The sequence below is a fragment of the Pseudomonas prosekii genome (assembly GCF_900105155.1).
GTDB classification, from domain to species: domain Bacteria; phylum Pseudomonadota; class Gammaproteobacteria; order Pseudomonadales; family Pseudomonadaceae; genus Aquipseudomonas; species Aquipseudomonas prosekii.
The window spans coordinates 2,112,336-2,137,830 of sequence record NZ_LT629762.1 but is presented as its reverse complement, the minus strand read 5'-3'; the positions used below and the strand labels follow the sequence as shown (position 1 = coordinate 2,137,830).

The window sequence follows — 25,495 nt, the reverse complement described above, 5'->3', positions numbered from 1 at the left end:
AAAACCTGTAATCGCATTTTTTCAGGCATATTCCCATTCGCTGATTTTACGACTGCTTCGCAGCCGAACGCGGGCAAGCCCCCTCGCCACAGGGGTTATGCTCTGCCTCTGGGGCTTCAGGCAAAGAGCCTCCGACATTTCCGACCATTACCGTCGGAATTGGTTATTTTTTGTGCTATATTCCGCGCCCGCGAAATTCAATGAAAACCAACACCGGTTATCGACATGATGCAAGCAGCCAAGCCGTTATTTGACTATCCCAAGTACTGGGCCGAATGTTTCGGGCCAGCGCCATTCCTGCCCATGAGCAGGGAGGAGATGGATCAGCTCGGCTGGGATTCCTGCGACATCATCATCGTCACCGGTGATGCGTACGTTGACCATCCGTCGTTCGGCATGGCGATCATCGGCCGGCTGCTGGAGTCGCAAGGCTTCCGCGTCGGGATCATTGCCCAGCCGGACTGGCAGTCCAAAGACGACTTCATGAAGCTCGGCGAGCCGAACCTGTTCTTCGGTGTCGCGGCCGGCAACATGGACTCGATGATCAACCGCTACACCGCCGACAAGAAAATCCGTTCCGACGACGCCTACACCCCCGGTGGCATGGCGGGCAAACGTCCGGACCGCGCGAGCCTGGTCTACAGCCAGCGTTGCAAGGAAGCCTACAAAAACGTGCCGATCGTGCTCGGTGGCATCGAAGCATCCCTGCGCCGCATCGCCCACTACGATTACTGGCAGGACCGGGTGCGCAACTCGATCCTGATCGACGCCTGCGCCGACATTCTGCTGTACGGCAACGCCGAGCGAGCGATTGTCGAAGTGGCCCAGCGCCTGTCCTACGGTCACAAGATCGAAGACATCACCGACGTGCGTGGCACCGCGTTCATTCGTCGTGACACGCCGAAAGACTGGTACGAAGTCGATTCCACGCGCATCGATCGTCCGGGCAAGGTCGACAAGATCATCAACCCGTACGTAAACACCCAGGACACCCAGGCCTGCGCCATCGAGCAGGAAAAAGGTCCAGTCGAAGATCCGAGCGAAGCCAAAGTCGTGCAGATTCTGGCCAGCCCGAAAATGACCCGCGATAAAACCGTGATTCGTCTGCCGTCGGTGGAAAAAGTCCGTGGCGACGCGGTGCTGTATGCCCACGCCAACCGCGTGCTTCACCTCGAAACCAACCCGGGCAACGCCCGTGCGCTGGTGCAGAAGCATGGCGAGGTCGACGTCTGGTTCAACCCGCCGCCGATTCCGATGACCACTGACGAAATGGACTACGTGTTCGGCATGCCTTACGCACGGGTTCCGCACCCGGCGTACGGCAAGGAAAAGATCCCGGCCTACGACATGATCCGTTTCTCGGTGAACATCATGCGTGGCTGCTTCGGCGGCTGCACCTTCTGCTCGATCACCGAGCACGAAGGCCGGATCATCCAGAACCGTTCCGAAGAGTCGATCATTCGCGAAATCGAAGAGATCCGCGACAAGGTCCCAGGTTTCACCGGGGTCATTTCCGACCTCGGCGGCCCGACCGCGAACATGTACCGCATTGCCTGCAAGAGCCCGGAAATCGAATCCGCGTGCCGCAAGCCATCGTGCGTGTTCCCCGGCATCTGCCCGAACTTGAACACCGACCATTCGTCGTTGATCCAGTTGTACCGCAGCGCTCGCGCCCTGCCGGGTGTGAAGAAGATTTTGATTGCTTCCGGCCTGCGTTATGACCTCGCGGTCGAGTCGCCGGAATACGTCAAGGAGCTGGTGACCCACCACGTCGGTGGTTACCTGAAGATCGCCCCGGAACACACCGAGGAAGGTCCGCTCAATCAGATGATGAAGCCGGGCATTGGCAGCTATGACAAGTTCAAGCGCATGTTCGAGAAGTACACCAAGGAAGCCGGGAAAGAGCAGTACCTGATTCCGTACTTCATCGCCGCGCACCCGGGCACCACCGACGAAGACATGATGAACCTGGCCCTGTGGCTCAAGGGCAACGGCTTCCGCGCCGATCAGGTGCAGGCGTTCTACCCTTCGCCAATGGCCACGGCCACCGCGATGTACCACTCGGGCAAGAACCCGCTGCGCAAGGTCACTTACAAGAGTGACGCCGTGACCATCGTCAAGAGCGAAGAGCAGCGTCGTCTGCACAAGGCGTTCTTGCGTTATCACGACCCGAAAGGCTGGCCGATGCTGCGTGAAGCGCTGACCCGCATGGGCCGCGCCGACCTGATCGGGCCGGGCAAGGCTCAGTTGATTCCGTTGCATCAACCGGCTAGCGACAGCTACCAGAGCGCCCGTCGCAAGAACTCGACGCCGGCCGGTAGCCACAAAGTGGCGGGGGAGAAGACCACTAAGATTCTCACCCAGCACACCGGGCTGCCACCGCGCGCCAGCGATGGCGGTAACCCGTGGGACAAACGTGAACAAGCCAAGGCTGCGGCGTTTGCCCGCAACCAGCAGGCCGCCAAGGATCGCAAGGACGCGGCCAAAGGCAAAGGTCCCAAGCCTGCGCGCAAACCGGTCGTGCCCCGCTAAACGCTGAGCGCTGACAACAAAACGCCAACCTTCGGGTTGGCGTTTTGCATTGTGCGATGGGTTGATTCGCGCCACAGCGGCGGCGAGCGCTCTACGCTGGTCAGCTTGCGCGCCAAACGCTAAATCGGCCTGAGCGCGGCCTCAGCCCCGTCTGCCGCTGACAGAAACATTTCCCGCCCACGTAGTCCAATTCCCCATCACCTGCACCGCCCCCTGTAGGAGCGAGGCTTGCCCGCGAAAGCGATCTATCATCCAAACCACCCTTGGCCCCTAATCCCAATCGAAAGGAAACCCCATGTTCCCGGTTTCAATCAAAGGTGTCCTGCAGTCCCCGGAAGGCCTTATCGTTTTGATGCTCAACGAGCGCGACGAATGGGAACTGCCAGGTGGGCGGATCGAACTGGGCGAAAGCGCCACGGATTGCCTGGCACGTGAAATCGCCGAAGAGCTGGACGTCGAGGTGAGGGTAGGAGAACCGCTGGATTCGTATCTGTTCGAGGTGATCCCTGGCAAACACGTGTTTATCTCGACCTACCGCTGCCAGTTGCTGGGCGTATTTGTGCCGACGATCAGTCATGAACACAAGGAGATCGGGCTGTTCGATCCGGCGCAATTGCCGGCCAACCTGCCCACGGGTTATCGCGATTCGATAAACAAAGCGTTGGGCCTGTGAGGGTCAGCAGCAACGCTGCTGACCCTGGACACAGATCCGGTGAGCCTGATCAGATCATCGGGCTCGGAGGGTCTCAGGCGTCGGGCGCCTGATCTTTCGGTGCATCAACAGCGTCTTCTGCGGCCACTTCACCTTCTGCATCCGGGTTCAGTGCTGCTGCTTCTTCTTCAGCTGTAGCTTTCTTGCGCTGAAGCTTTTCCTCTTTCTTCTGCTCCTTGGCCAAGTCTCTCTGACGTTTGGCGAAGGAATAATTAGGTTTAGCCATGGGCGATCCTCTGGGGTCGAAGGTGAGGTTGAGCGGCGCATATTCTGCCCTGTATCGGGGCCGAGCCGTTAGCTGGGTTTTTGCTCGACCCACTTTGGCACCACTGTCGGCTGCCAGGCATCCAGCGCGTCGAGCAGAATCTGCGGCGATTCGCTCACTTGCAGCATGTCACGGTGTGGTTCGCGAACGAAGCCTTCGCCGACGATATGATCAAGAAAAGCGGTCAATTGGCCGTAGAAACCGTTCACTTCGAGCAAGCCGAGCGGTTTGCCGTGGTAACCGAGTTGTCCCCAGGTCCACACTTCGAACAGCTCTTCGAGCGTGCCGAGGCCGCCGGGCAGCGCGATAAACGCGTCGCTGAGTTCGGCCATTCGCGCCTTGCGCGCATGCATGCCGTCGACCACTTCCAGGCGCGTCAGGCCGCTGTGACCGATTTCCTTGTCCTTGAGGCTTTGCGGGATGATCCCGATCACCTCGCCGCCGGCCGCCAGTGCCGCATCGGCGACAATCCCCATCAGCCCGACGGCGCCGCCGCCATAGACCAGGGTCAACTTGCGCTCGGCCAACGTGCGCCCGAGGGCGATCGCCGCTTCACGATAAGCCGGGTTGGTGCCGGTGCTGGCACCGCAAAATACACAAACGGACGCTATAGACATGCCTTACTCCATGCTCGGGATCGGCACAGAGTAAAGGCACTGGCGCGTCGCTCCAAGGCTTAAACCTCGCGTTGAATCGTCTCGTAGGTGCCACTGGCGCCGCAGGCATAAGCGGCGAGCAAACTGCATAACAGACTGTTGAATAACATGACAGGCGCTCCGTATAGGTGATGACGACCCGAGGATAGGGGCGCAGCAGAGACCTGGCTGTTAGATTGTGTCGATGAGTGTCATAGCCGCAAAGTTGTATACAATTTTTGACTCAAGTCATAGGAACTTGCGAAGATTTCAGGCAGTCTTCTGTCCATTCCCGATTTCGTTAACCCTGCCTTGGAGATTCACCATGTTTGCCAAACTCGTTGCGGTATCCCTGTTGACGCTGGCCAGCAGCCAATTGATGGCTGCCGAATGCAAGACCACCATCGACTCCACAGACCAGATGACCTTCAACACCAAGGCCATTGAAATCGACAAGAGCTGCAAAACCTTTACCGTTGAACTGACCCACTCCGGCAACTTGCCGAAGAACGTCATGGGCCATAACTTCGTGTTGAGCAAAGAAGCCGACATGCAGCCGATCGCCACTGACGGCCTGGCTGCCGGCATCGACAAGAACTATCTGAAAGAAGGTGATGCGCGCATCATCGCTCACACCAAGATCATCGGCGCCAAGGAAACTGACTCGGTAACCTTCGATGTGTCGAAACTCGACGCGGCGGAAAAATACGGTTTCTTCTGCTCGTTCCCAGGCCACATCTCGATGATGAAAGGCACGGTTACCCTGAAGTAATCGAATCGCGCGTATAAAAAAAGCGTCCACGTGGGACGCTTTTTTTGTGCCTGGCGGTTGACCGCGTCATCGTTCTTCGCGGGCAAGCCTCGCTCCCACAGGGTTTTGTGTCGTCCACAGGACCAATCTGGGAGCGAGCTTGCTCGCGATGGCGTCGGCACCTACGCCGGCACTTATACCGGGACTTGCACCGGCGCAATCACGGGGCGAACGGCATAACCCGCTTGTGATGCGTCTTCCTGTACGTAGCGCAAATAATCTCGAACGCTTCTTCCCGCACTGGCTTGCCATGCAGGAACGCATCAATCTCGGCATACGTCACGCCATGCGACGCCTCGTCCGGTTTGCCCGGCGACAGGTCTTCAAGGTCAGCCGTCGGCACTTTTTCCACCAGCGATTCCGGCGCGCCAAAGCTGCGGGCAATCGCGCGGACCTGATTTTTCACCAGACCGCTCAACGGCGCCAAGTCGCAGGCGCCATCACCGAACTTGGTGAAGAAACCCATCACCGCCTCCGCCGCGTGGTCAGTGCCGATCACCAGGCCTTGAGCGGCGCCGGCGATGGTGTATTGCGCGACCATGCGCATCCGCGCCTTGGTGTTGCCCAACACGAAGTCCACCGACACCGCATGCTGGCCTTCGAACGCGGCGACTTCGGCCGCGAGGGCTTTGACCGCCGGGCCGATGTTCACCGTGTGGCGCTCGTCGGGGGCGATGAAATCCACCGCAGCCTGGGCGTCGTTCTCGTCGAATTGCGTTTCGTACGGCAGGCGCACGGCGATGAACTTGTAGTTGTCGTCGCCGCTACTGACGCGCAATTCGCGCATTGCGCGTTGGGCCAACAGCGCCGCCGTCAGCGAATCAACGCCGCCGCTGATGCCCAGCACCAGCGCCTTGAGCCCGGAATTGACCAGGCAATCCTGGATAAACGTAATGCGTCGGGCGACTTCCGCCTCGAGCGCCGCTTGATCGGCGAACGGCGGCTGAACCTTGAGCTGCTCAGCAATCTCACGCTGTACGGCTTGCATGAATTCACTCCTTGCTGGGGATACCAGATGGGCTGGAAATGGAGGCAGGTACTTTAAACACGTGTCGCAAATAGGCGACGAAATTCGGGTCTTTGCAGTGCGTCTTGCCCGGCTCATCGGAAATCTTCGCCACCGGCTGGCCGTTGCAGGCGGTCATTTTAAGCACGATGCTCATCGGTTCAACCCCGGGAATATCGCAGGTCAGGTTAGTGCCGATGCCGAAACTGACATTGATCCGACCCCGCAACGCGCGGAATATTTCCAGCGACTTGGGCAGCGACAGGCTGTCGGAGAACACCAGCGTCTTGCTCATCGGGTCGATGCCGAGCTTGTGGTAGTGCGCGATCGACTTCTCGGCCCAGAGCACCGGGTCCCCGGAATCATGGCGCAAGCCGTCGAAAAGCTTGGCGAAATACAGGTCGAAATCGCCGAGGAAAGCGTCGGTGGTAATGCAATCGGTGAGGGCGATGCCCAACAACCCGCGATATTCGCGAACCCAGCAATCCAGCGCAGCAATCTGGCTGTCGATCAACCGTGGACCGAGTTGCTGATGCGCCATGATCCATTCGTGGGCCATGGTGCCCAGCGGTTTCATGTCGAGTTCGCGGGAAAGATGCACGTTGCTGGTGCCGACGAAGCGGCCGGGGAAATCGTGTTTAAGCACGTTCACCACTTCTTCCTGCACGCGGTAAGAAAACCGACGTCGAGTGCCGAAATCGGCTACCTGCAATTCGGACAATTCGTCGCTGCTGGCGTTGGCGGTCAACCAGTCGAACTTGCGATAAAGCTGCTCGCGCGCCTGCTCCAGAATGATTTCCCGGTAGCGATAGCGGTTCCGCACTTCGCTGACAATCGCCAGCATCGGCACTTCGAACAAAATCACATGCAGCCACGGCCCGCGCAGACGGATAAACAACTCGCCGTCCTCGATGCCGGTGTAGACGTAGCGCAGGTTGAAGCGAAACAAGCCGAGAAAACGCAGGAAATCCGGCTTCATGAAGCTGATGCGTTCGAGGAAACTCAACTGGTCGGCGCTCAGGCTCAGCTCGGCCAAACGCTCGAACTGATAACGAATCTCCGCCAGATAAGGGCGCAAATCCTCGCTGTTGCGGCAACGAAACTCCCATTCGACTTCGACGTTAGGGTAGTTGTGCAGCACCGCCTGCATCATCGTCAGTTTGTAGAAGTCGGTGTCGAGCAGGTTTTGCACGATGCGATCGCCAAACACGCTCTCGCTCATAAGGAAGTCTCCACGCTGGCCGCGGCCGGTGCTCGCGACGTTTCAGCTGTTTCAATGAATGGGGGCTAGTGGCGCATATCAGTGGTGGGGATTGCCAGCGATTTTTTAGACAGCACTGATTCCCGTGGGGGCGAGCTTGTGTGGCGAGGGGGCTTGTTCCCGTTCGGCGGCGCGGCAATCGTCGATGTTAAGGGCCGCTGCGCGACCCAACGGGGGCAAGCCCCCTCGCCACAGGATCGGATGTGGGCTCAATGTTGCGCCATATCCGGACTATCAATCTGCTCCAGCATCCATTTCACGAAATCCCGGACCTTGGGCACTTCGGCTGAATGTTCGGGGTACGCCAGGTAATACGCGTCGCTGCTGGGCATTGCGTGTTTCCACGGGATCACCAGTTTGCCGTCGGCCAGTTCTTCTTCCACCAGGAACCGTGGCAGCAGCGCGACGCCGCAGCCGACTTGGGCGGCGCGGATGCACATATAGAAGGTTTCGAAGCGCGGGCCGTGGTAGCTGTGTTCGGTGTGGTAGCCCTGAGTGTCGAACCAGTCGTGCCAGGCTTGCGGCCGCGAGGCGTTTTGCAGCAGGACCAGATCGGTCAGTTGCGTCGGGTCGGTAAACGGCGTGTCCGGCAGGCTGCCGGGGGCGCAGACCGGCACCAGTTCTTCGCTGAACAGCTTCAGGCATTCGGTGCCGGGCCGCGAGCCTTGGCCGAAGTAGAACGCCAGATCGCTGCGCCCTTGGAGCAAATCGTCGGCCTCTTGCTCGCTGCACAGATCCAGATGAATCGACGGATGACGCAGGCGCCAGCCTTTCAGGCGTGGGACCAGCCACCGTGCGCCGAAGGTCGGTGGCGTTGAGACGCGCAGGACTTCAGTGTCGCCGCCGTAGGAACGCAGGTAATGCGTGGACATCTCCACTTGCGTGAGGATTTTTCGTACCTCGACCAGGTACAAATCGCCGGCCGGGGTCATTTGCAAGCGTCGGCGCACGCGGCGGAACAGCAGGTGCTGGAGCAGTTCTTCGAGTTGCGCGACTTGTTTGCTGACGGCGCTTTGGGTCAGGTTCAGCTCTTCGGCGGCGCGGGTGAAGCTCAGATGTCGGGTCACGGCCTCGAAACACTGCAGCGCGGTGATCGACGGCAAGTAGCGTTTATTCAGCATGGCTGGTCCTTTTTCTTGTTGCTCTATGCTTTTCTGTTACCGACTGAGGCGAAGCATGAATAAACGGAATGATATCTCGCTTAATGGTCGTTTGTTGGCTCGTCTCGACGGCGCTACAACTACAGGCCTGATCAGTCGTGAATGTGCGGCTGCACGATTTCCGTTTTTCGCTTGAGGAGTGACCCATGGTTGCCGCATTGCTTGATCGTCTTGGTGTGAACCCGGCCCTGTACCAGAACGGCAAAGTGCCGGTGCATTCGCCGATCGATGGCAGCCAGATCGCTGCTGTGAACTGGGAGGGCGCCGCCGAAGTCGAGCAGCACATCAGTCGTGCAGATCATGCGTTCGAGTTGTGGCGCAAGGTCCCGGCGCCGCGCCGTGGCGAACTGGTGCGGCAACTCGGCGACATCCTGCGTGAATATAAAGCCGATCTCGGTGAGCTGGTGTCCTGGGAGGCGGGCAAGATCACTCAGGAAGGTTTGGGTGAAGTGCAGGAAATGATCGACATCTGCGACTTCGCCGTCGGCCTGTCCCGCCAGTTGTACGGTTTGACCATTGCGTCCGAGCGCCCGGGCCACCACATGCGCGAAACCTGGCACCCGCTGGGCATCGTCGGCGTGATCAGCGCGTTCAACTTCCCGGTTGCGGTTTGGGCCTGGAACACCACGCTGGCGCTGGTCTGCGGCAACCCGGTGATCTGGAAACCGTCGGAAAAAACCCCGCTGACCGCACTGGCCTGCCAGGCACTGTTCGATCGTGTGCTGAAAAACTTCAGCGATGCGCCGCCGCACCTGAGCCAGGTTGTGATCGGTGGCCGCGATGCCGGCGAAGCACTGGTCGATGACCCGCGTGTCGCGCTGATCAGCGCCACCGGCAGCACGCGCATGGGCCGCGAAGTGGCGCCGAAAATCGCCGCGCGTTTTGCCCGCAGCATTCTTGAGCTCGGTGGCAACAACGCGATGATCCTCGGCCCAAGCGCCGATCTCGACATGGCCGTGCGCGCGATCCTGTTCAGCGCCGTCGGCACTGCCGGCCAGCGTTGCACCACCTTGCGTCGCTTGATTGCCCACGAATCGGTGAAGGAAGAAATCGTCACTCGCCTGAAAGCCGCCTATTCCAAAGTGCGCATCGGCAACCCGCTGGAAGGCAATCTGATCGGCCCGCTGATCGACAAAAACAGTTTCGAAAACATGCAGGAAGCGTTGGAGCAGGCCTTGAGCGAAGGCGGCCGGGTGTTTGGCGGCGAGCGTCAGTTGCAGGATCAATTCCCCAATGCCTACTACGTGTCGCCGGCGATTGTTGAAATGCCGGAGCAGAGCGACGTGGTCTGCAACGAAACCTTCGCGCCGATTCTCTACGTGGTCGGCTACAGCGATTTCGCCGAAGCGCTGCGCCTGAACAACGCGGTGCCGCAGGGTTTGTCGTCGTGCATCTTCACCACTGATGTGCGCGAAGCCGAGCAATTCATGTCCGACGTCGGCAGCGACTGCGGCATCGCCAACGTCAACATCGGCCCGAGCGGCGCGGAAATCGGCGGCGCGTTCGGCGGCGAGAAAGAAACCGGCGGCGGTCGCGAGTCGGGTTCGGATGCATGGCGCGGGTACATGCGGCGCCAGACCAATACCGTGAACTACTCGCTGGAATTGCCGTTGGCGCAGGGGATTACGTTCGACTGATAGGCCCCTTCGCGGGCAAGCCTCGCTCCTACAGGTTGTCGACGTTCGTGGGAACGACACTCAACTGTAGGAGCAAGGCTTGTCCGCGAAGCTTTTGCTTTGTTGTTTGTTAGGTTTCTGACTGGAGTCTGGCAATGCCGTTACGCGAAGAGTGTCTGTGGGAAAAACTGACGCCGCAAAGGCCTGATAACGCGGCGCTGAAGGGCGAAGTAACGGTTGATGTCTGTGTCATCGGCGCCGGGTTCACCGGGCTGTCGGCGGCGGTGCATTTGCGCGAGGCGGGTAAGAGCGTTTGCGTGCTCGAAGCGCATCGCGCCGGGCAGGGCGGTTCCGGGCGCAACGTCGGGCTGGTCAATGCCGGGATGTGGATTCCCCCGGACGAGATCGAAGCCGGTTTTGGTGAAGCGGTCGGCAGCCAACTCAACCGCATGCTCGGCGCCGCGCCAGCGCTGGTGTTCAGCCTGGTCGACAAATATAAAATCGATTGCCAGTTGCGCCGCGAAGGCACGTTGCACATGGCGCACAACGCCCGTGGCGAAGCCGATTTGCGCAGTCGTGAACAACAATGGAAACGCCGCGGCGCGCCGGTCGAGTTGTTGACCGGGCAAGCCTGCGAACAGGCGACCGGAACCCGGAAAATCGCCGCCGCGCTGCTCGATCGGCGTGCCGGCACGATCAACCCGATGGCCTACACCACCGGACTGGCCAACGCCGCGAAAAACCTCGGCGCGCAGATGTTCGATCATTCGCCGGTCACCCGCCTCGAACGCCAGGGCCAACGCTGGTCAGTGCAAACTGCGCAAGGCTTGGTGCTCGCCGATCAAGTGGTGATCGCCTCCAACGCCTACACCGAAGGCGACTGGACCGAACTGCGGCGCAATTTCTTCCCCGGCTATTACTACCAAGTGGCCTCGGTGCCGCTGACCGAAGACGCCGCGCAACAGATTCTGCCCGGCGGTCAAGGCTCCTGGGACACGCGCCAAGTGCTCAGCAGCATTCGTCGCGACAAGGACGGGCGGTTGCTGCTCGGCAGTCTCGGCAATGGCAATCAGAAACCGGCGTGGTTCCTCAAGGCCTGGGCCGATCGCGTCCAGCAGCACTATTTCCCCTACCTCAAACCGGTTGAATGGGAATGCACCTGGACCGGTTGCATCGCGTTTACTCCGGATCACCTGATGCGCCTGTTCGAACCGGCGCCGGGACTGGTGGCCGTCACCGGTTACAACGGGCGCGGCGTGACTACCGGGACGGTGGTCGGCAAGGCGTTTGCCGATTATTTGTGTAACGGAAATCCTCAGGCATTGCCGATTCCCTTCGCGCCGATGCAGCCATTGGCCGGTGTCGGCCTGCGCAGCTGTTTATACGAGGCGGGTTTTTCGCTGTATCACGCAGGCCAGTGCCTGCGGATCGTTATCTGACTTGTTGAAATTTGTTGCTGGGAGCGGCGCTTTTTCGCGCAGCGACTAGCCTGTAAAAGGTGCGGGTTGTAGCAGTTGCGCACCAGCAGTGTGCACTTCGGTGACGCACGTTGTTACAAGGTGGTTGCACGTCGTTTGGCGCCGCGGTTGCAATGATGGCGCATGCGGGTTGCGCCTTTTGAAATAAATGGTTTCACCTTCCGCGGTTTAGACGGTTGCACGCCCAATGAAAATGGGAACGAAACAGTCGAAATAACAAGAAAGCAGCGACTTTTTGAAGAATAAAAAACCGATGGCACGGCGCTTGCTCTGAGCATTCATAGAAGTCGCAGTGCCAACTAAAAAAAACCTTGGAGCACCACCTCATGTCCCAGACGTTTTACAAAAAAGGCTTTCTGGCCCTCGCAGTGGCAGCTGCGTTGGGTGTTTCTGCGTTTGCACAGGCTGACGTAAAAATCGGTGTGGCGGGTCCAATGACGGGCGCCAACGCAGCATTTGGCGAGCAGTACATGAAGGGTGCACAGGCAGCAGCCGATGCGGTCAACGCAGCGGGCGGCGTCAACGGGGAAAAAATCGTGCTGGTGAAGGGCGATGACGCCTGCGAACCGAAACAGGCTGTAACGGTCGCCAAGGACCTGAGCAACCAGAAAGTGGCAGGCGTGGTCGGTCACTTCTGCTCCTCGTCGACCATCCCGGCCTCCGAGATCTACGACGAAGCGGGCATCATCGCTATCACCCCTGGCTCGACCAACCCGGCCGTCACCGAGCGCGGCTTGAGCGCAATGTTCCGCATGTGCGGGCGTGATGACCAACAAGGCATCGTTGCCGGCGACTACATCGTCGACGTGCTCAAGGGCAAAAAAGTTGTGGTCCTGCACGACAAGGACACCTACGGCCAAGGCCTCGCGGACGCGACCAAGGCGCAACTGGCCAAGCGCGGCGTAACGCCTGTGCTGTATGAAGGCCTGACCCGCGGCGAGAAAGACTTCAGCACCATCGTCACCAAGATCCGCGGCGCTGGCGCCGATGTCGTGTACTTCGGTGGTCTGCACCCGGAAGCCGGTCCTCTGGTCCGTCAACTGCGTGAGCAAGGCCTGAAAGACGTCAAGTTCATGTCCGACGACGGCATCGTCACCGACGAACTGGTGACCACCGCTGGCGGCCCGCAATTTGTCGATGGCGTGCTGATGACATTCGGCGCCGACCCGCGTCTGCTGCCGGACAGCAAGACCGTTGTGGACGAGTTCCGCAAGGCCGGCACCGAGCCTGAAGGCTACACGCTGTACGCCTACGCTTCGGTTCAGACCCTGGCTGCCGCGTTCAACGGCGCCAAATCCAACAGCGGCGAAAAAGCGGCTGAATGGCTGAAGAAAAACCCGGTGAAAACCGTGATGGGCGAGAAGACCTGGGACGCCAAGGGCGACCTGAAAGTCTCCGACTACGTGGTTTACCAGTGGGACAAGGACGGCAAATACCACCAGCTGGAAAAACAGAAGTAAGGGCTGACTCGATCAGCTGACCCCATTGGCTCTTGGTAGGAGTGAGCCTGCTCGCGATGACGGACTGACAGACGACGACTTTGTTGAATGTTCAACCGCTATCGCGAGCAGGCTCACTCCTACAGGGGGCGGTGGTGTGCAGCCTGATCCTGACTGACATTGCTCCCACGTATATCTGTATTTTCCTTAGAAGAACCGCACACCCCCGGTGTGCAGGTTCTCACTGCGTGAGATTGCGTTATGGATGGTATTTTCCTGCAGCAACTGGTCAACGGCCTGACCCTCGGGTCGGTCTACGGCCTGATCGCCATCGGCTACACAATGGTCTACGGCATCATCGGCATGATCAACTTCGCCCACGGCGAGGTTTACATGATCTCCGCTTACCTCGCGGCGATCAGTCTGGCTCTGCTGGCATACTTCGGTATTGAATCCTTCCCGCTGCTGATGCTCGGCACCTTGATCTTCACCATCATCGTCACGGCGGTGTATGGCTGGGTCATCGAACGTGTCGCCTACAAACCCCTGCGCAACTCCACCCGACTGGCACCGCTGATCAGCGCCATCGGTATTTCGCTGATCCTGCAAAACTATGCACAGATCGCCCAGGGCGCCAAGCAACAAGGGGTGCCAACCTTGCTTACCGGGGCGTGGCGCGTCGAGGTCGGCACAGGTTTTGTGCAACTGACCTACACCAAAATCTTCATTCTGGTCGCGGCGTTTGCCGGGATGGCCCTGCTGACCTACATCATCAAATACACCAAGCTCGGCCGCATGTGCCGCGCGACCCAGCAAGATCGCAAGATGGCCTCGATTCTGGGGATCAACACCGATCGGGTGATTTCCTATGTGTTCATCATCGGTGCAGCGATGGCGGCCCTGGCCGGCGTGCTGATCACCATGAACTACGGCACATTCGACTTCTACGCCGGCTTCATCATCGGGATCAAGGCGTTCACCGCAGCGGTACTCGGCGGCATCGGCTCGTTGCCCGGCGCCATGCTCGGCGGGATCATCCTGGGGATTTCCGAGTCGCTGTTCTCCGGTCTGGTGAACTCGGACTACAAAGACGTTTTCAGCTTCTCGCTGCTCGTTCTCGTTCTGGTCTTTCGGCCTCAAGGCCTGCTCGGCCGTCCTCTTGTGTCGAAGGTGTAAGCGATGTCTTCAACCACTCAAAAAAGCATTGATGTCAAAAAAAGCCTGGTTGACGCGATTCTTGCCGGCCTTGTTGCCCTGATTGTGTTCGGCCCGATTGTCGGCGTGGTCCTCGACGGCTACGGCTTCAACCTGGAAACCACGCGCGTGGCGTGGATTGTCGCCATCGTCATGGCCGGTCGGTTTGCCCTGAGCCTGTTCCTGCAAACGTCGAAAGGCCTGCGCATTCTCGAAGGCTTTGAAAGCACTGGCTCCGGGGTTCATGTACTGCCGCCCGATTACAAAACCCGACTGCGCTGGATCATTCCGATCCTGATCGTCGTCGCCGTGGTGTTTCCGTTTTTCTCCAACTCCTACCTGCTGGGCGTGGTCATTCTCGGTTTGATCTACGTGTTGCTGGGCCTGGGCCTGAACATCGTGGTCGGTCTGGCCGGGCTGCTCGACCTGGGTTACGTGGCGTTCTACGCGATTGGCGCTTACGGTCTGGCACTCGGTTATCAATACCTCGGCTTGGGTTTCTGGACCGTGCTGCCACTGGCGGCGATCACTGCGGGCCTGGCCGGTTGCATCCTCGGTTTCCCGGTGTTGCGTCTGCACGGTGACTATCTGGCCATCGTGACGTTGGGTTTCGGTGAAATCATCCGTCTGGTGCTCAACAACTGGCTGTCGCTGACCGGCGGCCCGAATGGCATGGCGGCCCCGTTGCCGACATTCTTTGGCCTCGAATTCGGCAAACGTGCGAAGGAGGGCGGCGTCCCGTTCCATGAGTTCTTCGGCATCGCCTACAACCCGGATGTGAAGTATTACTTCATTTACGCGGTGTTGTTCCTGGTGGTTCTGGCCGTGCTGTACATCAAGCATCGGTTGGTCAAAATGCCGGTCGGCCGCGCCTGGGAAGCGCTGCGCGAAGACGAAATCGCTTGCCGCTCGATGGGCCTGAACCACGTGCTGGTGAAGCTCTCGGCGTTCACCATCGGCGCTTCGACGGCGGGTCTGGCCGGGGTGTTCTTTGCGACTTACCAAGGCTTCGTCAACCCGACCTCGTTCACTTTCTTCGAATCGGCATTGATCCTCGCCATCGTCGTTCTCGGCGGCATGGGCTCGACCATCGGCGTGGTGATCGCAGCGTTCGTGCTGACCGTTGCCCCGGAACTGCTGCGTGGCTTTGCCGAATACCGCGTGTTGCTGTTCGGCATCCTGATGGTGTTGATGATGATCTGGCGCCCGCGTGGCTTGATCCGGATCAGTCGTACCGGTGTGACACCGCGTAAAGGAGTAGCGCCATGAGCGAAGTCGTACTCTCGGTCGAGAAACTGATGATGCACTTCGGCGGCATCAAGGCATTGAGCGATGTCAGCCTGAAAGTCCACCGCAACTCGATCTTCGCCCTGATCGGCCCCAACGGCGCCGGCAAAACCACGGTGTTCAACTGCCTGACCGGTTTCTACAAGGCTTCGGGCGGCAAGATCGAACTCAACGTGCGTGGCCAGCAAACCAACGTCATCCAGTTGCTCGGTGAATCGTTCAAAGCGGTGGATTTCGTTTCGCCGAAATCCTTCCTCAGCCGCATGTACTACAAGATGTTCGGCGGCACCCACCTGGTGAACCGCGCAGGCCTGGCGCGCACGTTCCAGAACATTCGCCTGTTCAAGGAAATGTCGGTGCTGGAAAACCTGCTGGTGGCGCAACACATGTGGGTCAACCGCAACATGCTCGCCGGCATCCTCAACACCAAGGGCTATCGCAAGGCTGAAAGCGATGCGCTGGACCACGCCTTCTATTGGCTGGAAGTGGTGGACCTGGTGGACTGCGCCAACCGTCTGGCCGGCGAGTTGTCCTACGGTCAGCAACGTCGTCTGGAAATCGCCCGGGCCATGTGCACGCGGCCGCAGATCATTTGCCTCGACGAACCGGCAGCGGGCCTCAACCCGCAGGAAACCGAAGCGCTGAGCGCGATGATCCGGTTGTTGCGCGATGAGCACGACCTGACCGTGGTGCTGATCGAACACGACATGGGCATGGTCATGAGCATTTCCGACCACATCGTGGTGCTCGACCACGGCATCGTCATTGCCGAGGGCGGCCCCGAGGCGATTCGCAATGACCCGAAAGTGATCGCGGCCTACCTGGGCGCGGATGAAGAGGAAGTGGTGCTATGAGCCAACCCATCCTCGAACTGAAGGATCTGGATGTGTTTTACGGGCCGATCCAGGCCCTGAAAAAAGTCTCGCTGCAAATCAACGAAGGTGAAACCGTCAGCCTGATCGGCTCCAACGGCGCCGGCAAGTCGACCCTGCTGATGTCGATCTTCGGCCAGCCACGGGCGGCGAGTGGGCAAATCATCTATCAAGGCGTGGACATCACCCACAAGTCGTCGCACTACATCGCCTCGCACGGCATCGCGCAATCGCCGGAAGGGCGGCGGGTGTTCCCCGACATGACCGTCGAGGAAAACCTGCTGATGGGCACCATTCCCATCGGCGACAAGTACGCCAAGGAAGACATGCAACGGATGTTCGAGCTGTTTCCACGGCTCGAAGAGCGGCGCACCCAGCGGGCCATGACCATGTCCGGCGGCGAGCAGCAAATGCTCGCGATCGCCCGTGCATTGATGAGCCGACCGAAGTTGTTGTTGCTGGATGAACCGAGCCTGGGCCTGGCGCCGATTGTGGTGAAACAGATCTTCTCGACGTTGCGCGAACTGGCGAAAACCGGGATGACCATCTTCCTGGTCGAGCAGAACGCCAACCACGCGCTGAAACTGTCGGACCGCGCGTACGTGATGGTCAACGGCGAGATTCGTCTCTCCGGCACCGGCAAGGAATTGCTGGTCAATGAAGAGGTGCGCAACGCTTATCTGGGCGGGCATTGATACGCCGCTGAAATAGAAAAAGCCCCGACGAGCAATCGCCGGGGCTTTTTTACGTCTTCAATACACTGAAAATCTCTTGTAGGAGTGAGCTTGCTCGCGATGGCGGTGTATCGGTCACATTGATGCTGGATGAGCTTGCGTCATCGCGAGCAAGCTCGCTCCCACAAGGTCCGTATGTGCGGTTTCGGGAAATTGTGGAAAACAATATTCACATGCTCTGAAACCGCGACATAAAGCCGCTGCAAATAGTTGTTTTGTCACGCTTTTGACTTGTCCCCGTTTGCTGTGGAACTGGCTGTGAATAACGTGGGAGTAGCTGGCTGCAAGCCTTGCAAACCGTGGCTTGCAGAAGGATGGTTGTTTTTTGATCAGGCGTTTTTGCCGGACTGACAGCGGCTGTTGTCAACCTTTTTGTTGAGGGTCAAAACGGCCGAATTCGCTGCCGCTCAGCCTGTGGATAAGTCTGTGGTTAAACTCTGGAAAGACTGCGCTGAGGGCCGTCGTTACTGGCTTGGCGCCATCGTCGGTTTGAGCGGTCAATCGTGCAAAATGCCATGGGCTACACGGTGGGGTGTTCAGGGTCAAGCGAAAAACTTTCGATTCTGCCCGCAAAGCCTTATACACAGCGGCTTGCAGCTTTTGCACTTGCCCCCAAAGACTGTGGACCGGCCTGTGGATAACGTGCGCGCACATGGCTGCAAGCCACGACGCACAAGGCGTTGCGCCGGTTGATCGTTTTTCGTACAGAAAACACGGCCCTTGTAGCAGCTGGCGGAGCCTGCGTTCGGCTGCGCAGCAGTCGTAATCCATACAACGCCACTTTCACTGTTTGCCGCCGATGGGCGACTGCTTCGCAGCCGAACGCAGGCTTCGCCAGCTGCTACATGAATGCGTCCAATTGGGGCGTGCCAGTTGCTGCTGCGGGCGCGCGCGGGCATGCTGGCGGCTGATTTTCTATTCCAATGGCTGCCGGTCAGTCGAAGCAAGGAGAACACGATGTCCAACACCCTGTTTATCACCGGCGCAACGTCCGGTTTTGGCGAAGCCTGTGCCCGTCGTTTTGCCGAGGCTGGCTGGAAGCTGGTGCTGACGGGCCGTCGTGAAGAACGCCTTAACGCCTTGTGCGCCGAGCTGTCGAAGCAGACCGAAGTGCATGGCCTGGTGCTCGACGTACGCGATCGCAAGGCGATGGAGGAGGCGATTGCCAACCTGCCGCCATCCTTCGCCAAGCTGCGCGGGCTGATCAATAACGCCGGCCTGGCACTGGGCGTGGACCCGGCGCCGAAGTGTGATCTGGACGACTGGGACACCATGGTCGATACCAACATCAAAGGCCTGATGTACAGCACTCGGCTGCTGTTGCCGCGCCTGATTGCCCATGGTCGTGGCGCCGGCATCGTCAACCTCGGCTCGGTCGCCGGCAACTACCCGTATCCGGGCAGCCACGTGTATGGCGCGAGCAAGGCGTTCGTCAAACAGTTCTCGGTGAACCTGCGCTGCGACCTGCAAGGCACTGGCGTACGCGTCAGCAATATCGAGCCGGGCCTGTGCGAGAGCGAGTTTTCGCTGGTGCGTTTTGCCGGTGACAAGGAGCGTTACGACGCCACTTACGCCGGTGCCGAGCCGATCCAGCCGCAGGACATTGCCGACACCATTTTCTGGGTAATGAACGCGCCGGCGCACATCAACATCAACAGCCTGGAGCTGATGCCGGTGAGCCAGAGCTGGGCCGGTTTCGCGATTGAGCGCAAAGAAAGCAAGGCGTAAGACCGCGTAACGGCTATCGCGAGCAAGCTTTGCTCCTACAGGTTGGGTGGCGTGCGCCGGGATGGGCACGACCCATAACCACTGTGGGAGCGAGCTTGCTCGCGATGAGGTCATAACAGGCGACAACCGCACATCAGGTAGACTCCCTGCCCACAACCCAGTTTTCAGAGGAGGCTACGTGAGTAACCGAGGTGAGCAGTCGCTGCTCAAACAATCGACCATCCTGATGTTCGCCGTGGCGATCGCCGGGATCGTTACCGGTTTTGTTTCAGGTGCCCAATCCATCCTGTTCGATGGTTTTTTCTCTTTGATCGCGACCTTCATCAAGGTCCTGATGCTGATCACCGCCAAACTTATCGCCAAAGAAAGTAACCACCGCTTCCAGTTCGGCTATTGGCACCTGGAGCCGATGGTGTTGCTGATCGAAGGCAGTTTCCTGTTCCTGATTGCGATCTACGCCTTCCTTAATGGCGTGTTCGGCATCATCAATGGTGGCCGCGAGATCGAGTTGGGGCTGGTGATCATCTATGCCGCGGTGTTTACCGTGGTCGAGTTCGCCTATTTCTTCTACGTTCGCCATCGCAACCGCAAGCTCAGATCCACGCTGATCCAGTTCGACAACATCAGTTGGCTGGTCGACGCGATGCTCTCGGTCGGGCTGCTGGTGAGTTTCCTCACGGCGCTGCTGCTGACCTCTCAGGGTTACAACGAGTGGGCGGTGTATGTCGACCCGCTGATCCTGATCGTGCTGGCGCTGAGCATGCTGCCCCCGGCGTTCAAGATTCTGCGTCCGGCGCTGCGCGATGTGCTGGGGATTGCCCCGGATAAACTCGACGACAAAGTGCGCCAGGTGATGGACTCGGCGAAGGTCGAGCACGGTTTCGACGACTACAGCTCCTACGTGCAAAAGCACGGGCGGGCGCGGTTTATCGAGATTCACGTGGTGTTGCCGGCGGATTATCCGCTGCAAGGCGTCGGGCAACTGGATGCGTTGCGCGAGGAGATTTCGGCAAAGTTGGGTCAGGCCGATGCGGCGCGTTGGTTGACCATCAGCTTTACCGGGGATCGCAAGTGGATCGCGTGATTAGCCGGTGACCGCTTTGAGGCCCTCTTCGCGGGCAAGCCTCGCTCCTACAGATTGGTGTCGTTCGCATTATCGCGATTCAACACGACCCCTGTAGGAGCGAGGCTTGCCCGCGAAAGCGGTCTGCCGGTTAGCGCAGATATTCAACCAACCCACGATAACAAGTCGCCAAATGATAAGGCGTGGTCGAAGGCATGTCCTTGCGGCTGACTTCACCCGCTTCATCGCGGCATTCGAACCAGCCGCCGACATGCAGAAAACGCTGCTGCAACGCCTGCAACTGGCGCAGCACCGGCGCTTCGCTGTGTGGGCGCAACGTCAGCGCGCGCAGGTATTCAGCCTGCGCCCAGATGCGTTGAGTCGAATCCTTGGCGCTGCCACCGTCCTGCAGATCAAGCATCGCCAGCACCGCGCCGCTGTGTTCAGCGACGCCGAGGCGCTCGGTGAGTGCGAAGGCCCGGTCCAGCGATTCATGCAACTGCGAACCGCGCAGCAACGGCGACGACTCCAGCAGGAAATACCACTCGAACTGATGCCCCGGCTCAAACCAGTTATCCACAGCGCCCAACGGTTTCTCCATCAACACACGGGTCTGCGGATCGACGAATTGCTCCTGCATGGCTGTGCATAACTTCAGCAGCGCGTCCTCGGCGGCGGCGTCTTCGCGCACCGACAGCGTGGCGAGGAAGGCTTCGGCCAGATGCATCAGCGGGTTTTGCAGCGGGCCGCTGTTCAGCGACGACCAGTCACGCTCAAGGCTGGCTTCGTACAGACCGTCGTCCGTGGCAAAACGTTGTGCGATGACTTGCAGCGCGGCGTTGAGCACCGATTCCACCAGGGGCTCGCGCACCTTGTCCCAATAATGGGCGCAGGCGAACAGGATGAAGGCGTGGGTGTAGAGGTCTTTGCGCTGATCCAGCGGCGCGCCTTGCGCATCGATGCTGTGGAACCAGCCACCGTGCTCGGCATCGTGAAAGTGCTGCTGCAACGAACGAAACAGCGCCGCCGCACGCTCCTCCGCCGCTGGCACTTGGCCAATCAGGCTGGAAAACAGGTACAGCTGACGCGCGCAAGCCATCGCTCGATAGCGCTGCGGGGGCAACGGCTGATGCTCGGCGTCCAGCGCTTCATACGGCAACGCCATATCAGCGTTCCAGCCGGGACCTTGCCAGAGCGGCACGATCACGTCCTCGAAATGCTGTTGCACCGAGGCGAACAGGGCGGTCAATTCAGGCTGGGAGGCGGAGCGGGAAACAGAAAGCATTGGCTGGCGTCGTCACGGCAGGGGCGATTGCGCGACATGTTAGCAGAGTGAGCGCATTGATCGTTCCCATGCAGAACATGGGAACGATCGGTTGCGCTCAGATAAAAACTCAGCCCGCCAGCAACCACACCCCAGTCGCCGCCGACGCCGCGCCCGCGAGGCGAATCACCGGCGCCGCTGCTGTCGGCAGCACGCGCACCAGCGCATAACCCGCCGCGTGCAGCGCCGCAGTCGCCACCACAAAACCGGCGGCATAGGCCCATGGGCTGGACATCTCGGGCAATTCCAGACCATGCGCCACGCCATGAAACAGCGCAAACAACGCCGTCGCACCGACCGCCATGCTCAGCGGCGGACGCACCGCCAGCGCCACGGCCAGGCCCAGCGCGAGCACCGACGCGGCAATCCCGCTCTCCAGCGCCGGCAGGCCCAGCCCTTCAAAACCGAGCATGCCGCCGATCAGCATGGTGCCGACGAACGTGCACGGCAGCGCCCAACGCGCCGCGCCTTGTTGCTGCGCCGCCCACAAACCCACCGCGAGCATCGCCAGCAAGTGATCGAGGCCGAAAATCGGGTGGCTGATCCCGGCGATCAAGCCGTTGTCGCCGTGGCCCGGGTGGGCCAGAGCGATCGCCGGAGTCAGCAGCAGGGCGAGGGCGCCGAGGATGCGTTTGAGTGTCATGGATAAGCTTCCTTGTTGATAAATCGTGATCAGGCTGCGGTCAGCAAGCCCTGGCGTTCGATGAAAGCGATGATGTCTTCGAGGCCGAGGCCGGTTTTCTGGTTGCTGAAGACAAACGGTTTGCCGTTGCGCATGCGTTTGGTGTCGCTGTCCATCAACTCCAGCGAGGCGCCCACCAACGGTGCGAGGTCGACCTTGTTGATCACCAGCAGATCGGATTTGCAGATCCCCGGCCCGCCCTTGCGCGGCAACTTGTCGCCGGCCGAAACGTCGATCACGTAGATGGTCAGGTCGGACAACTCCGGGCTGAAGGTTGCCGAGAGGTTGTCGCCACCGGACTCGACGATGATCAGGTCCAGCCCTGGAAAGCGCCGGTTCAATTGGTCGACGGCTTCGAGGTTGATCGAGGCGTCTTCGCGGATCGCCGTGTGCGGGCAGCCGCCGGTTTCGACGCCGATGATGCGTTCCGGCGCCAAAGCTTCGTTGCGCACCAGAAAGTCGGCGTCTTCGCGGGTGTAGATGTCGTTGGTGACCACCGCCAGGTTATAGCGCTCGCGCAGCGCCAGGCACAGGGCCAGGGTCAGCGCGGTTTTGCCGGAGCCGACCGGGCCGCCGATGCCGACGCGCAGAGGTTGTGTGTTCATGTGCTTCTCCAGAAATAAAATAAAGCGCCCTAAGAGCGAAACAGGCGGCTGTACTGGCGTTCGTGGCCCATGCACGCCAGGGACAGGCCGAAAGCGGCGCTGCCCACGTGTTCGGGATTGATGCGGGTCGCGTGTTGCTGGGCTTCTTGCAGCAGCGGCAGCAATTGGCTGGTCAGGCGTTGCGCGGCTTGCTGGCCCAGCGGCAGGGTTTTCATCAGCACCGCCAACTGGTTTTCCAGCCAACTCCACAGCCACGCGGCCAAGGCGTCTTGCGCCTGGATGCCCCAGGCCCGTGCGGCCAACGCCCAGCCGAGTGCCAGATGCGGCTCGGGGCGTTGTTCGAGAAAGGCCCGCGCCGGCAAGTCGAGTTCCGGCAAACCATTGAGCAATTGCTGCAACGAGTAGCCCATCTGCCGACTTTCCTGATGCAGCTCACGGGTTTCGCGACTGGCGCGGTGCTCCTCGCAGCGTTGCAACAATTCGCACCAATTGTCGTCGGCAGCGGCGACGCAATGCGCCAGCAGCAACGGCGCTTCGAAACGCGCAAGGTTGAGCAACAATTGATCACTGATCCAGCGTCGCGCACTCTCGGCGTCCGTCACGCGGCCGTTATCCACGGCCATTTCCAGGCCTTGTGAATAGCTGTAGCCGCCAATCGGCAATTGCGGACTGGCCAGGCGCAGCAGCGCCCAGGCTGGGTTCATAAACGCACGCCGAATTGGTGCAGTTTCGGCGGGTAGTTGAAATCTTCGTCGCCGTGCCGCGAATGGTGATGGCCGCCACCGTAGGCGCCATGTTCCGGCTGGAACGGCGCTTCGATGTTTTCAACATTGGCATCCAGCTGTTCAAGCATGGCTTGGAGCACGTAATCGTCGAGCAGGCGCAGCCAGCCATCGCCGACCTGTAGCGCCACGTGGCGGTTGCCCAAGTGATAAGCCGCGCGGGTCAGTTCGAAACTGTTGGCGCAGGTGACGTGGAGCAGTTGTTCGGGGCGCGCACAAACCCGCACCACGCGGCCGTCTTCGGCCTGCAGGCATTCGCCGTCATACAGCGGCGGCTGGCCCCGTTCGAGAAACAACCCGACGTCTTCCTGTTCGGCACTGAAACAGCGCAAACGACTTTTGCTCCGGGCTTCGAAGGTCAGGTGCAACTCGGCGGCCCAGACGGGTTGAGGGTCGATTCTGCGATGAATCACCAGCATCGGAAAGCTTCCAGCAAAGGACAATGCTCTGGTTAGAGCAAGGGGCTTGCCAATCGGGCGAACTGTAGGAAAACCCTGACGGAGAATAGTAGTTGTTGCAGGATGTTGCGGGGATATGAGCGATGTTGGTGCGTGAAGAATTGTTCATGCACCAAATGCGGGAGCGGGGCGGCGATACTCTGACTGGCGATAACCTGTAGGAGCAGAGCTTGCTCGCGAAAGCGGTTTACCAGTCGACATCATTGTTGAATGTACCGATGCCTTCGCGTGCAAGCCTCGCTCCTACGGTTTTATCGTTTACTCAGTGCTGCCGAGCCCTTGCCAGTGCTTCAGCCCGATAAAGATGAAACGCAATTGCTGCGTGATCTTTGCCTGAGGTGTCAGGTGCTCGGGCAATGCCTGGACGGGCGGATCAATAATGTCGGGCAAGGTCGCGAACACGCTTTTGACGATCAGGTCGGCCATGACATTCAGCCCGGCGATGTCCAGATGCTGCAATTTCGGCATCAGCGACAAGTCGGCCGCGAGGTCGGAACTGATGTCTTCGCGCAAACGGCCAATCGCCTGACGTACCGGCATCGAACCGCCGTACTGCTCGCGGGCGAGAAACAGAAATTGCGAGCGGTTGGCGCTGACCACATCGAGAAAGATCCGCACCGAGGCATCGATGATGCCGCCCATGACGAATTCGTTATGGCGTACCAGGCGGATGGTTTCGCGGAAGGTCTGGCCGACTTCGCTGACCAGCACCAGGCCCAGTTCGTCCATATCGGCGAAATGCCGGTAGAAACCGGTGGGCACGATCCCGGCGGTTTTCGCCACTTCACGCAGGCTCAGGCTGCCGAATCCTCGGCCGCACTCCATCAGATGCCGAGCGGCGTCCATCAAGGCGTTGCGGGTCTGTTGTTTCTGTTCGGCGCGGGGCAGCATCGCAAAAATGTTTTCTGGACAGGACTGCGGCGCACTCTAGCAAATCGGCTTTGCTGGCGTCGAACGGGAATCATGGTTTGCAGCGGGGAGCGAGGGTGGCGCTATTAAGTGTGGCTATAAAAGGCAAAAGCCCAATCCGGTGATTGGGCTTTTTTTCTGGGCCGCCATGGGCTCAGCTCACTGCGCTGTTGCGTTCGATAACACGATCACCACCACCTTCGGCAACGGCTTGGCCTTGTGGGGTTTTGTCGTAGCCATCTTCAACCAGACCTTTTTCTTCAAGACGGTTGCGGCCGTTTTCGGCGACTGCCTGACCTTGAGGCGTTTTGTCGTAGCCGTCTTCGGCAACAGACTGGCCTTGTGGAGTTTTGTCGTAGCCATCTTCGGTGATCAAGCCTTTTTCCTTCAGGCGATCATTACCACCTTCAGCGAGGGTCTGACCTTGTGGAGTGCGGTCGGAACCGTCGGCTGCTACGGTGTGGCTGTATGCCGAGTGGCTGTCTTTGATTTGCGGTGTGGCTTGTTCGGCGGCTGGCAGAGCGAAAGCAGTGCTGGCCAGCATCGAAAGGGTAAGACTAAGCAGTAATTGGCGTTTCATGATGGGTTGCTCCTTGGGAGGGCGATAAATTGGGTACGAGGGCAATGCTACTCTCGATAAGTCGATATAAAAGTTCATAAACGCAATGGTAATAATCAACAGAATTGATTGTTCTGCGCAGAGGCTCTAGATCGGGCGTTTCAGGCGGGCGGTTTTGCACCGAGGTGGGTAGTTTCGACCCATTCGCGCCGCACAACAGTGCGGGACCGGTAACGCTTGAAGCGTGCGCACTGTGTCGGCGGGGGATTATTTCAACGTTAAGCGCCAATCCGGTTAAACCTGAGCGGCGTTTTTCAGTCGTAGATTTCATGGCAGGCCAGTTCTGGCCCAACGTTTCACACATGCGTCGCAGTCAGGGCGCT

At 59.6% G+C, this 25,495-nt stretch carries 24 protein-coding genes; 12 read left to right on the top strand and 12 right to left on the bottom strand.

The genetic code is table 11. The features are described from left to right. The first annotated feature begins 228 nt into the window (after positions 1–228). Positions 229–2,532 carry a YgiQ family radical SAM protein gene (locus BLU01_RS09800; protein WP_092281552.1) on the top strand — a complete coding sequence of 768 codons (2,304 nt, stop codon included), beginning with the start codon at positions 229–231 and terminating at the stop codon, positions 2,530–2,532. A 295-nt stretch (positions 2,533–2,827) separates the two neighbouring features. After that, entirely contained in the window at positions 2,828–3,205 is a 378-nt protein-coding gene (locus BLU01_RS09795; RefSeq protein WP_092274080.1) for an NUDIX hydrolase, read from the top strand. Between the two features lie 73 nt (positions 3,206–3,278). Here the strand turns inward: BLU01_RS09795 and BLU01_RS09790 are convergent, their stop codons facing one another. Then, a complete protein-coding gene (locus tag BLU01_RS09790) occupies positions 3,279–3,470 on the bottom strand; it encodes a hypothetical protein (protein ID WP_092274076.1) in 192 nt (63 codons plus the stop codon). A gap of 68 nt (positions 3,471–3,538) precedes the next feature. After that, positions 3,539–4,126: an LOG family protein gene (locus BLU01_RS09785; protein ID WP_092274073.1), complete on the bottom strand. Its 588-nt coding sequence runs from the start codon at positions 4,124–4,126 to the stop codon at positions 3,539–3,541. A 343-nt stretch (positions 4,127–4,469) separates the two neighbouring features. Here BLU01_RS09785 and azu point away from each other — a divergent pair, with 343 nt between their 5' ends. After that, positions 4,470–4,916, top strand: a complete 447-nt coding sequence (azu, locus tag BLU01_RS09780) for an azurin (RefSeq protein ID WP_092274069.1) — start codon at positions 4,470–4,472, stop codon at positions 4,914–4,916. 199 nt (positions 4,917–5,115) lie between these two features. Here azu and nadE read toward each other — a convergent pair whose 3' ends face one another. The 3 genes from nadE to BLU01_RS09765 form a co-directional block, all read right to left on the bottom strand. Beyond that, positions 5,116–5,943, bottom strand: coding sequence for an ammonia-dependent NAD(+) synthetase (gene nadE, locus BLU01_RS09775; protein WP_092274066.1), 828 nt, complete (start codon positions 5,941–5,943; stop codon positions 5,116–5,118). 4 nt (positions 5,944–5,947) lie between these two features. After that, entirely contained in the window at positions 5,948–7,183 is a 1,236-nt protein-coding gene (gene pncB / locus BLU01_RS09770; protein ID WP_092274063.1) for a nicotinate phosphoribosyltransferase, read from the bottom strand. Between the two features lie 248 nt (positions 7,184–7,431). Then, positions 7,432–8,343, bottom strand: coding sequence for a LysR family transcriptional regulator (locus tag BLU01_RS09765; RefSeq protein ID WP_092274060.1), 912 nt, complete (start codon positions 8,341–8,343; stop codon positions 7,432–7,434). Between the two features lie 185 nt (positions 8,344–8,528). Between BLU01_RS09765 and amaB the strand changes: the two genes are divergently transcribed. The 9 genes from amaB (at position 8,529) to BLU01_RS09715 (ending at position 19,814) form a co-directional block, all read left to right on the top strand. Further along, complete coding sequence (amaB, locus tag BLU01_RS09760) at positions 8,529–10,019, top strand: L-piperidine-6-carboxylate dehydrogenase (protein WP_092274056.1); 1,491 nt, start codon at positions 8,529–8,531, stop codon at positions 10,017–10,019. A gap of 134 nt (positions 10,020–10,153) precedes the next feature. After that, on the top strand, positions 10,154–11,437 hold the full coding sequence (amaA, locus tag BLU01_RS09755) for an L-pipecolate oxidase (protein ID WP_092274052.1): 1,284 nt from the start codon (positions 10,154–10,156) through the stop codon (positions 11,435–11,437). A 365-nt stretch (positions 11,438–11,802) separates the two neighbouring features. Further along, positions 11,803–12,936, top strand: coding sequence for a branched-chain amino acid ABC transporter substrate-binding protein (locus BLU01_RS09750; RefSeq protein ID WP_092274048.1), 1,134 nt, complete (start codon positions 11,803–11,805; stop codon positions 12,934–12,936). Positions 12,937–13,176: 240 nt separating this feature from the next. Next, a complete protein-coding gene (locus BLU01_RS09745) occupies positions 13,177–14,091 on the top strand; it encodes an ABC transporter permease subunit (protein ID WP_092274045.1) in 915 nt (304 codons plus the stop codon). Positions 14,092–14,094: 3 nt separating this feature from the next. Continuing rightward, positions 14,095–15,378 (top strand): high-affinity branched-chain amino acid ABC transporter permease LivM, encoded by a 1,284-nt coding sequence (gene livM, locus BLU01_RS09740; RefSeq protein ID WP_092274042.1) that lies wholly within the window; start codon positions 14,095–14,097, stop codon positions 15,376–15,378. After that, positions 15,375–16,250, top strand: coding sequence for an ABC transporter ATP-binding protein (locus BLU01_RS09735; protein WP_092274039.1), 876 nt, complete (start codon positions 15,375–15,377; stop codon positions 16,248–16,250). Before livM ends, BLU01_RS09735 begins: the two co-directional genes overlap by 4 nt. Further along, positions 16,247–16,963 carry an ABC transporter ATP-binding protein gene (locus BLU01_RS09730; RefSeq protein WP_092274036.1) on the top strand — a complete coding sequence of 239 codons (717 nt, stop codon included), beginning with the start codon at positions 16,247–16,249 and terminating at the stop codon, positions 16,961–16,963. Before BLU01_RS09735 ends, BLU01_RS09730 begins: the two co-directional genes overlap by 4 nt. 996 nt (positions 16,964–17,959) lie before the next feature. Then, positions 17,960–18,730, top strand: a complete 771-nt coding sequence (locus BLU01_RS09720) for an SDR family oxidoreductase (RefSeq protein ID WP_092274033.1) — start codon at positions 17,960–17,962, stop codon at positions 18,728–18,730. A 178-nt stretch (positions 18,731–18,908) separates the two neighbouring features. Continuing rightward, positions 18,909–19,814: a cation diffusion facilitator family transporter gene (locus BLU01_RS09715; protein WP_092274030.1), complete on the top strand. Its 906-nt coding sequence runs from the start codon at positions 18,909–18,911 to the stop codon at positions 19,812–19,814. Positions 19,815–19,944: 130 nt separating this feature from the next. On the opposite strand, the gene BLU01_RS09710 is transcribed toward BLU01_RS09715, so the two are convergent. The 7 genes from BLU01_RS09710 to BLU01_RS09680 form a co-directional block, all read right to left on the bottom strand. Then, positions 19,945–21,078, bottom strand: coding sequence for an AGE family epimerase/isomerase (locus BLU01_RS09710; protein ID WP_092274027.1), 1,134 nt, complete (start codon positions 21,076–21,078; stop codon positions 19,945–19,947). 109 nt (positions 21,079–21,187) lie between these two features. Next, on the bottom strand, positions 21,188–21,760 hold the full coding sequence (locus tag BLU01_RS09705) for a HupE/UreJ family protein (RefSeq protein ID WP_092274024.1): 573 nt from the start codon (positions 21,758–21,760) through the stop codon (positions 21,188–21,190). Between the two features lie 29 nt (positions 21,761–21,789). Next, positions 21,790–22,404 (bottom strand): urease accessory protein UreG, encoded by a 615-nt coding sequence (gene ureG, locus BLU01_RS09700; protein WP_092274021.1) that lies wholly within the window; start codon positions 22,402–22,404, stop codon positions 21,790–21,792. A 29-nt stretch (positions 22,405–22,433) separates the two neighbouring features. Beyond that, positions 22,434–23,108, bottom strand: coding sequence for an urease accessory protein UreF (locus BLU01_RS09695; protein ID WP_092274018.1), 675 nt, complete (start codon positions 23,106–23,108; stop codon positions 22,434–22,436). Continuing rightward, positions 23,105–23,605 (bottom strand): urease accessory protein UreE, encoded by a 501-nt coding sequence (gene ureE, locus BLU01_RS09690; RefSeq protein WP_092274015.1) that lies wholly within the window; start codon positions 23,603–23,605, stop codon positions 23,105–23,107. The genes BLU01_RS09695 and ureE overlap by 4 nt, the downstream gene beginning before the upstream one ends. Positions 23,606–23,902: 297 nt before the next feature. Then, positions 23,903–24,535: a TetR family transcriptional regulator gene (locus BLU01_RS09685; RefSeq protein WP_092274012.1), complete on the bottom strand. Its 633-nt coding sequence runs from the start codon at positions 24,533–24,535 to the stop codon at positions 23,903–23,905. Positions 24,536–24,707: 172 nt separating this feature from the next. Continuing rightward, entirely contained in the window at positions 24,708–25,133 is a 426-nt protein-coding gene (locus BLU01_RS09680) for a hypothetical protein (RefSeq protein WP_092274009.1), read from the bottom strand. Between the last annotated feature and the right edge of the window lie 362 nt (positions 25,134–25,495).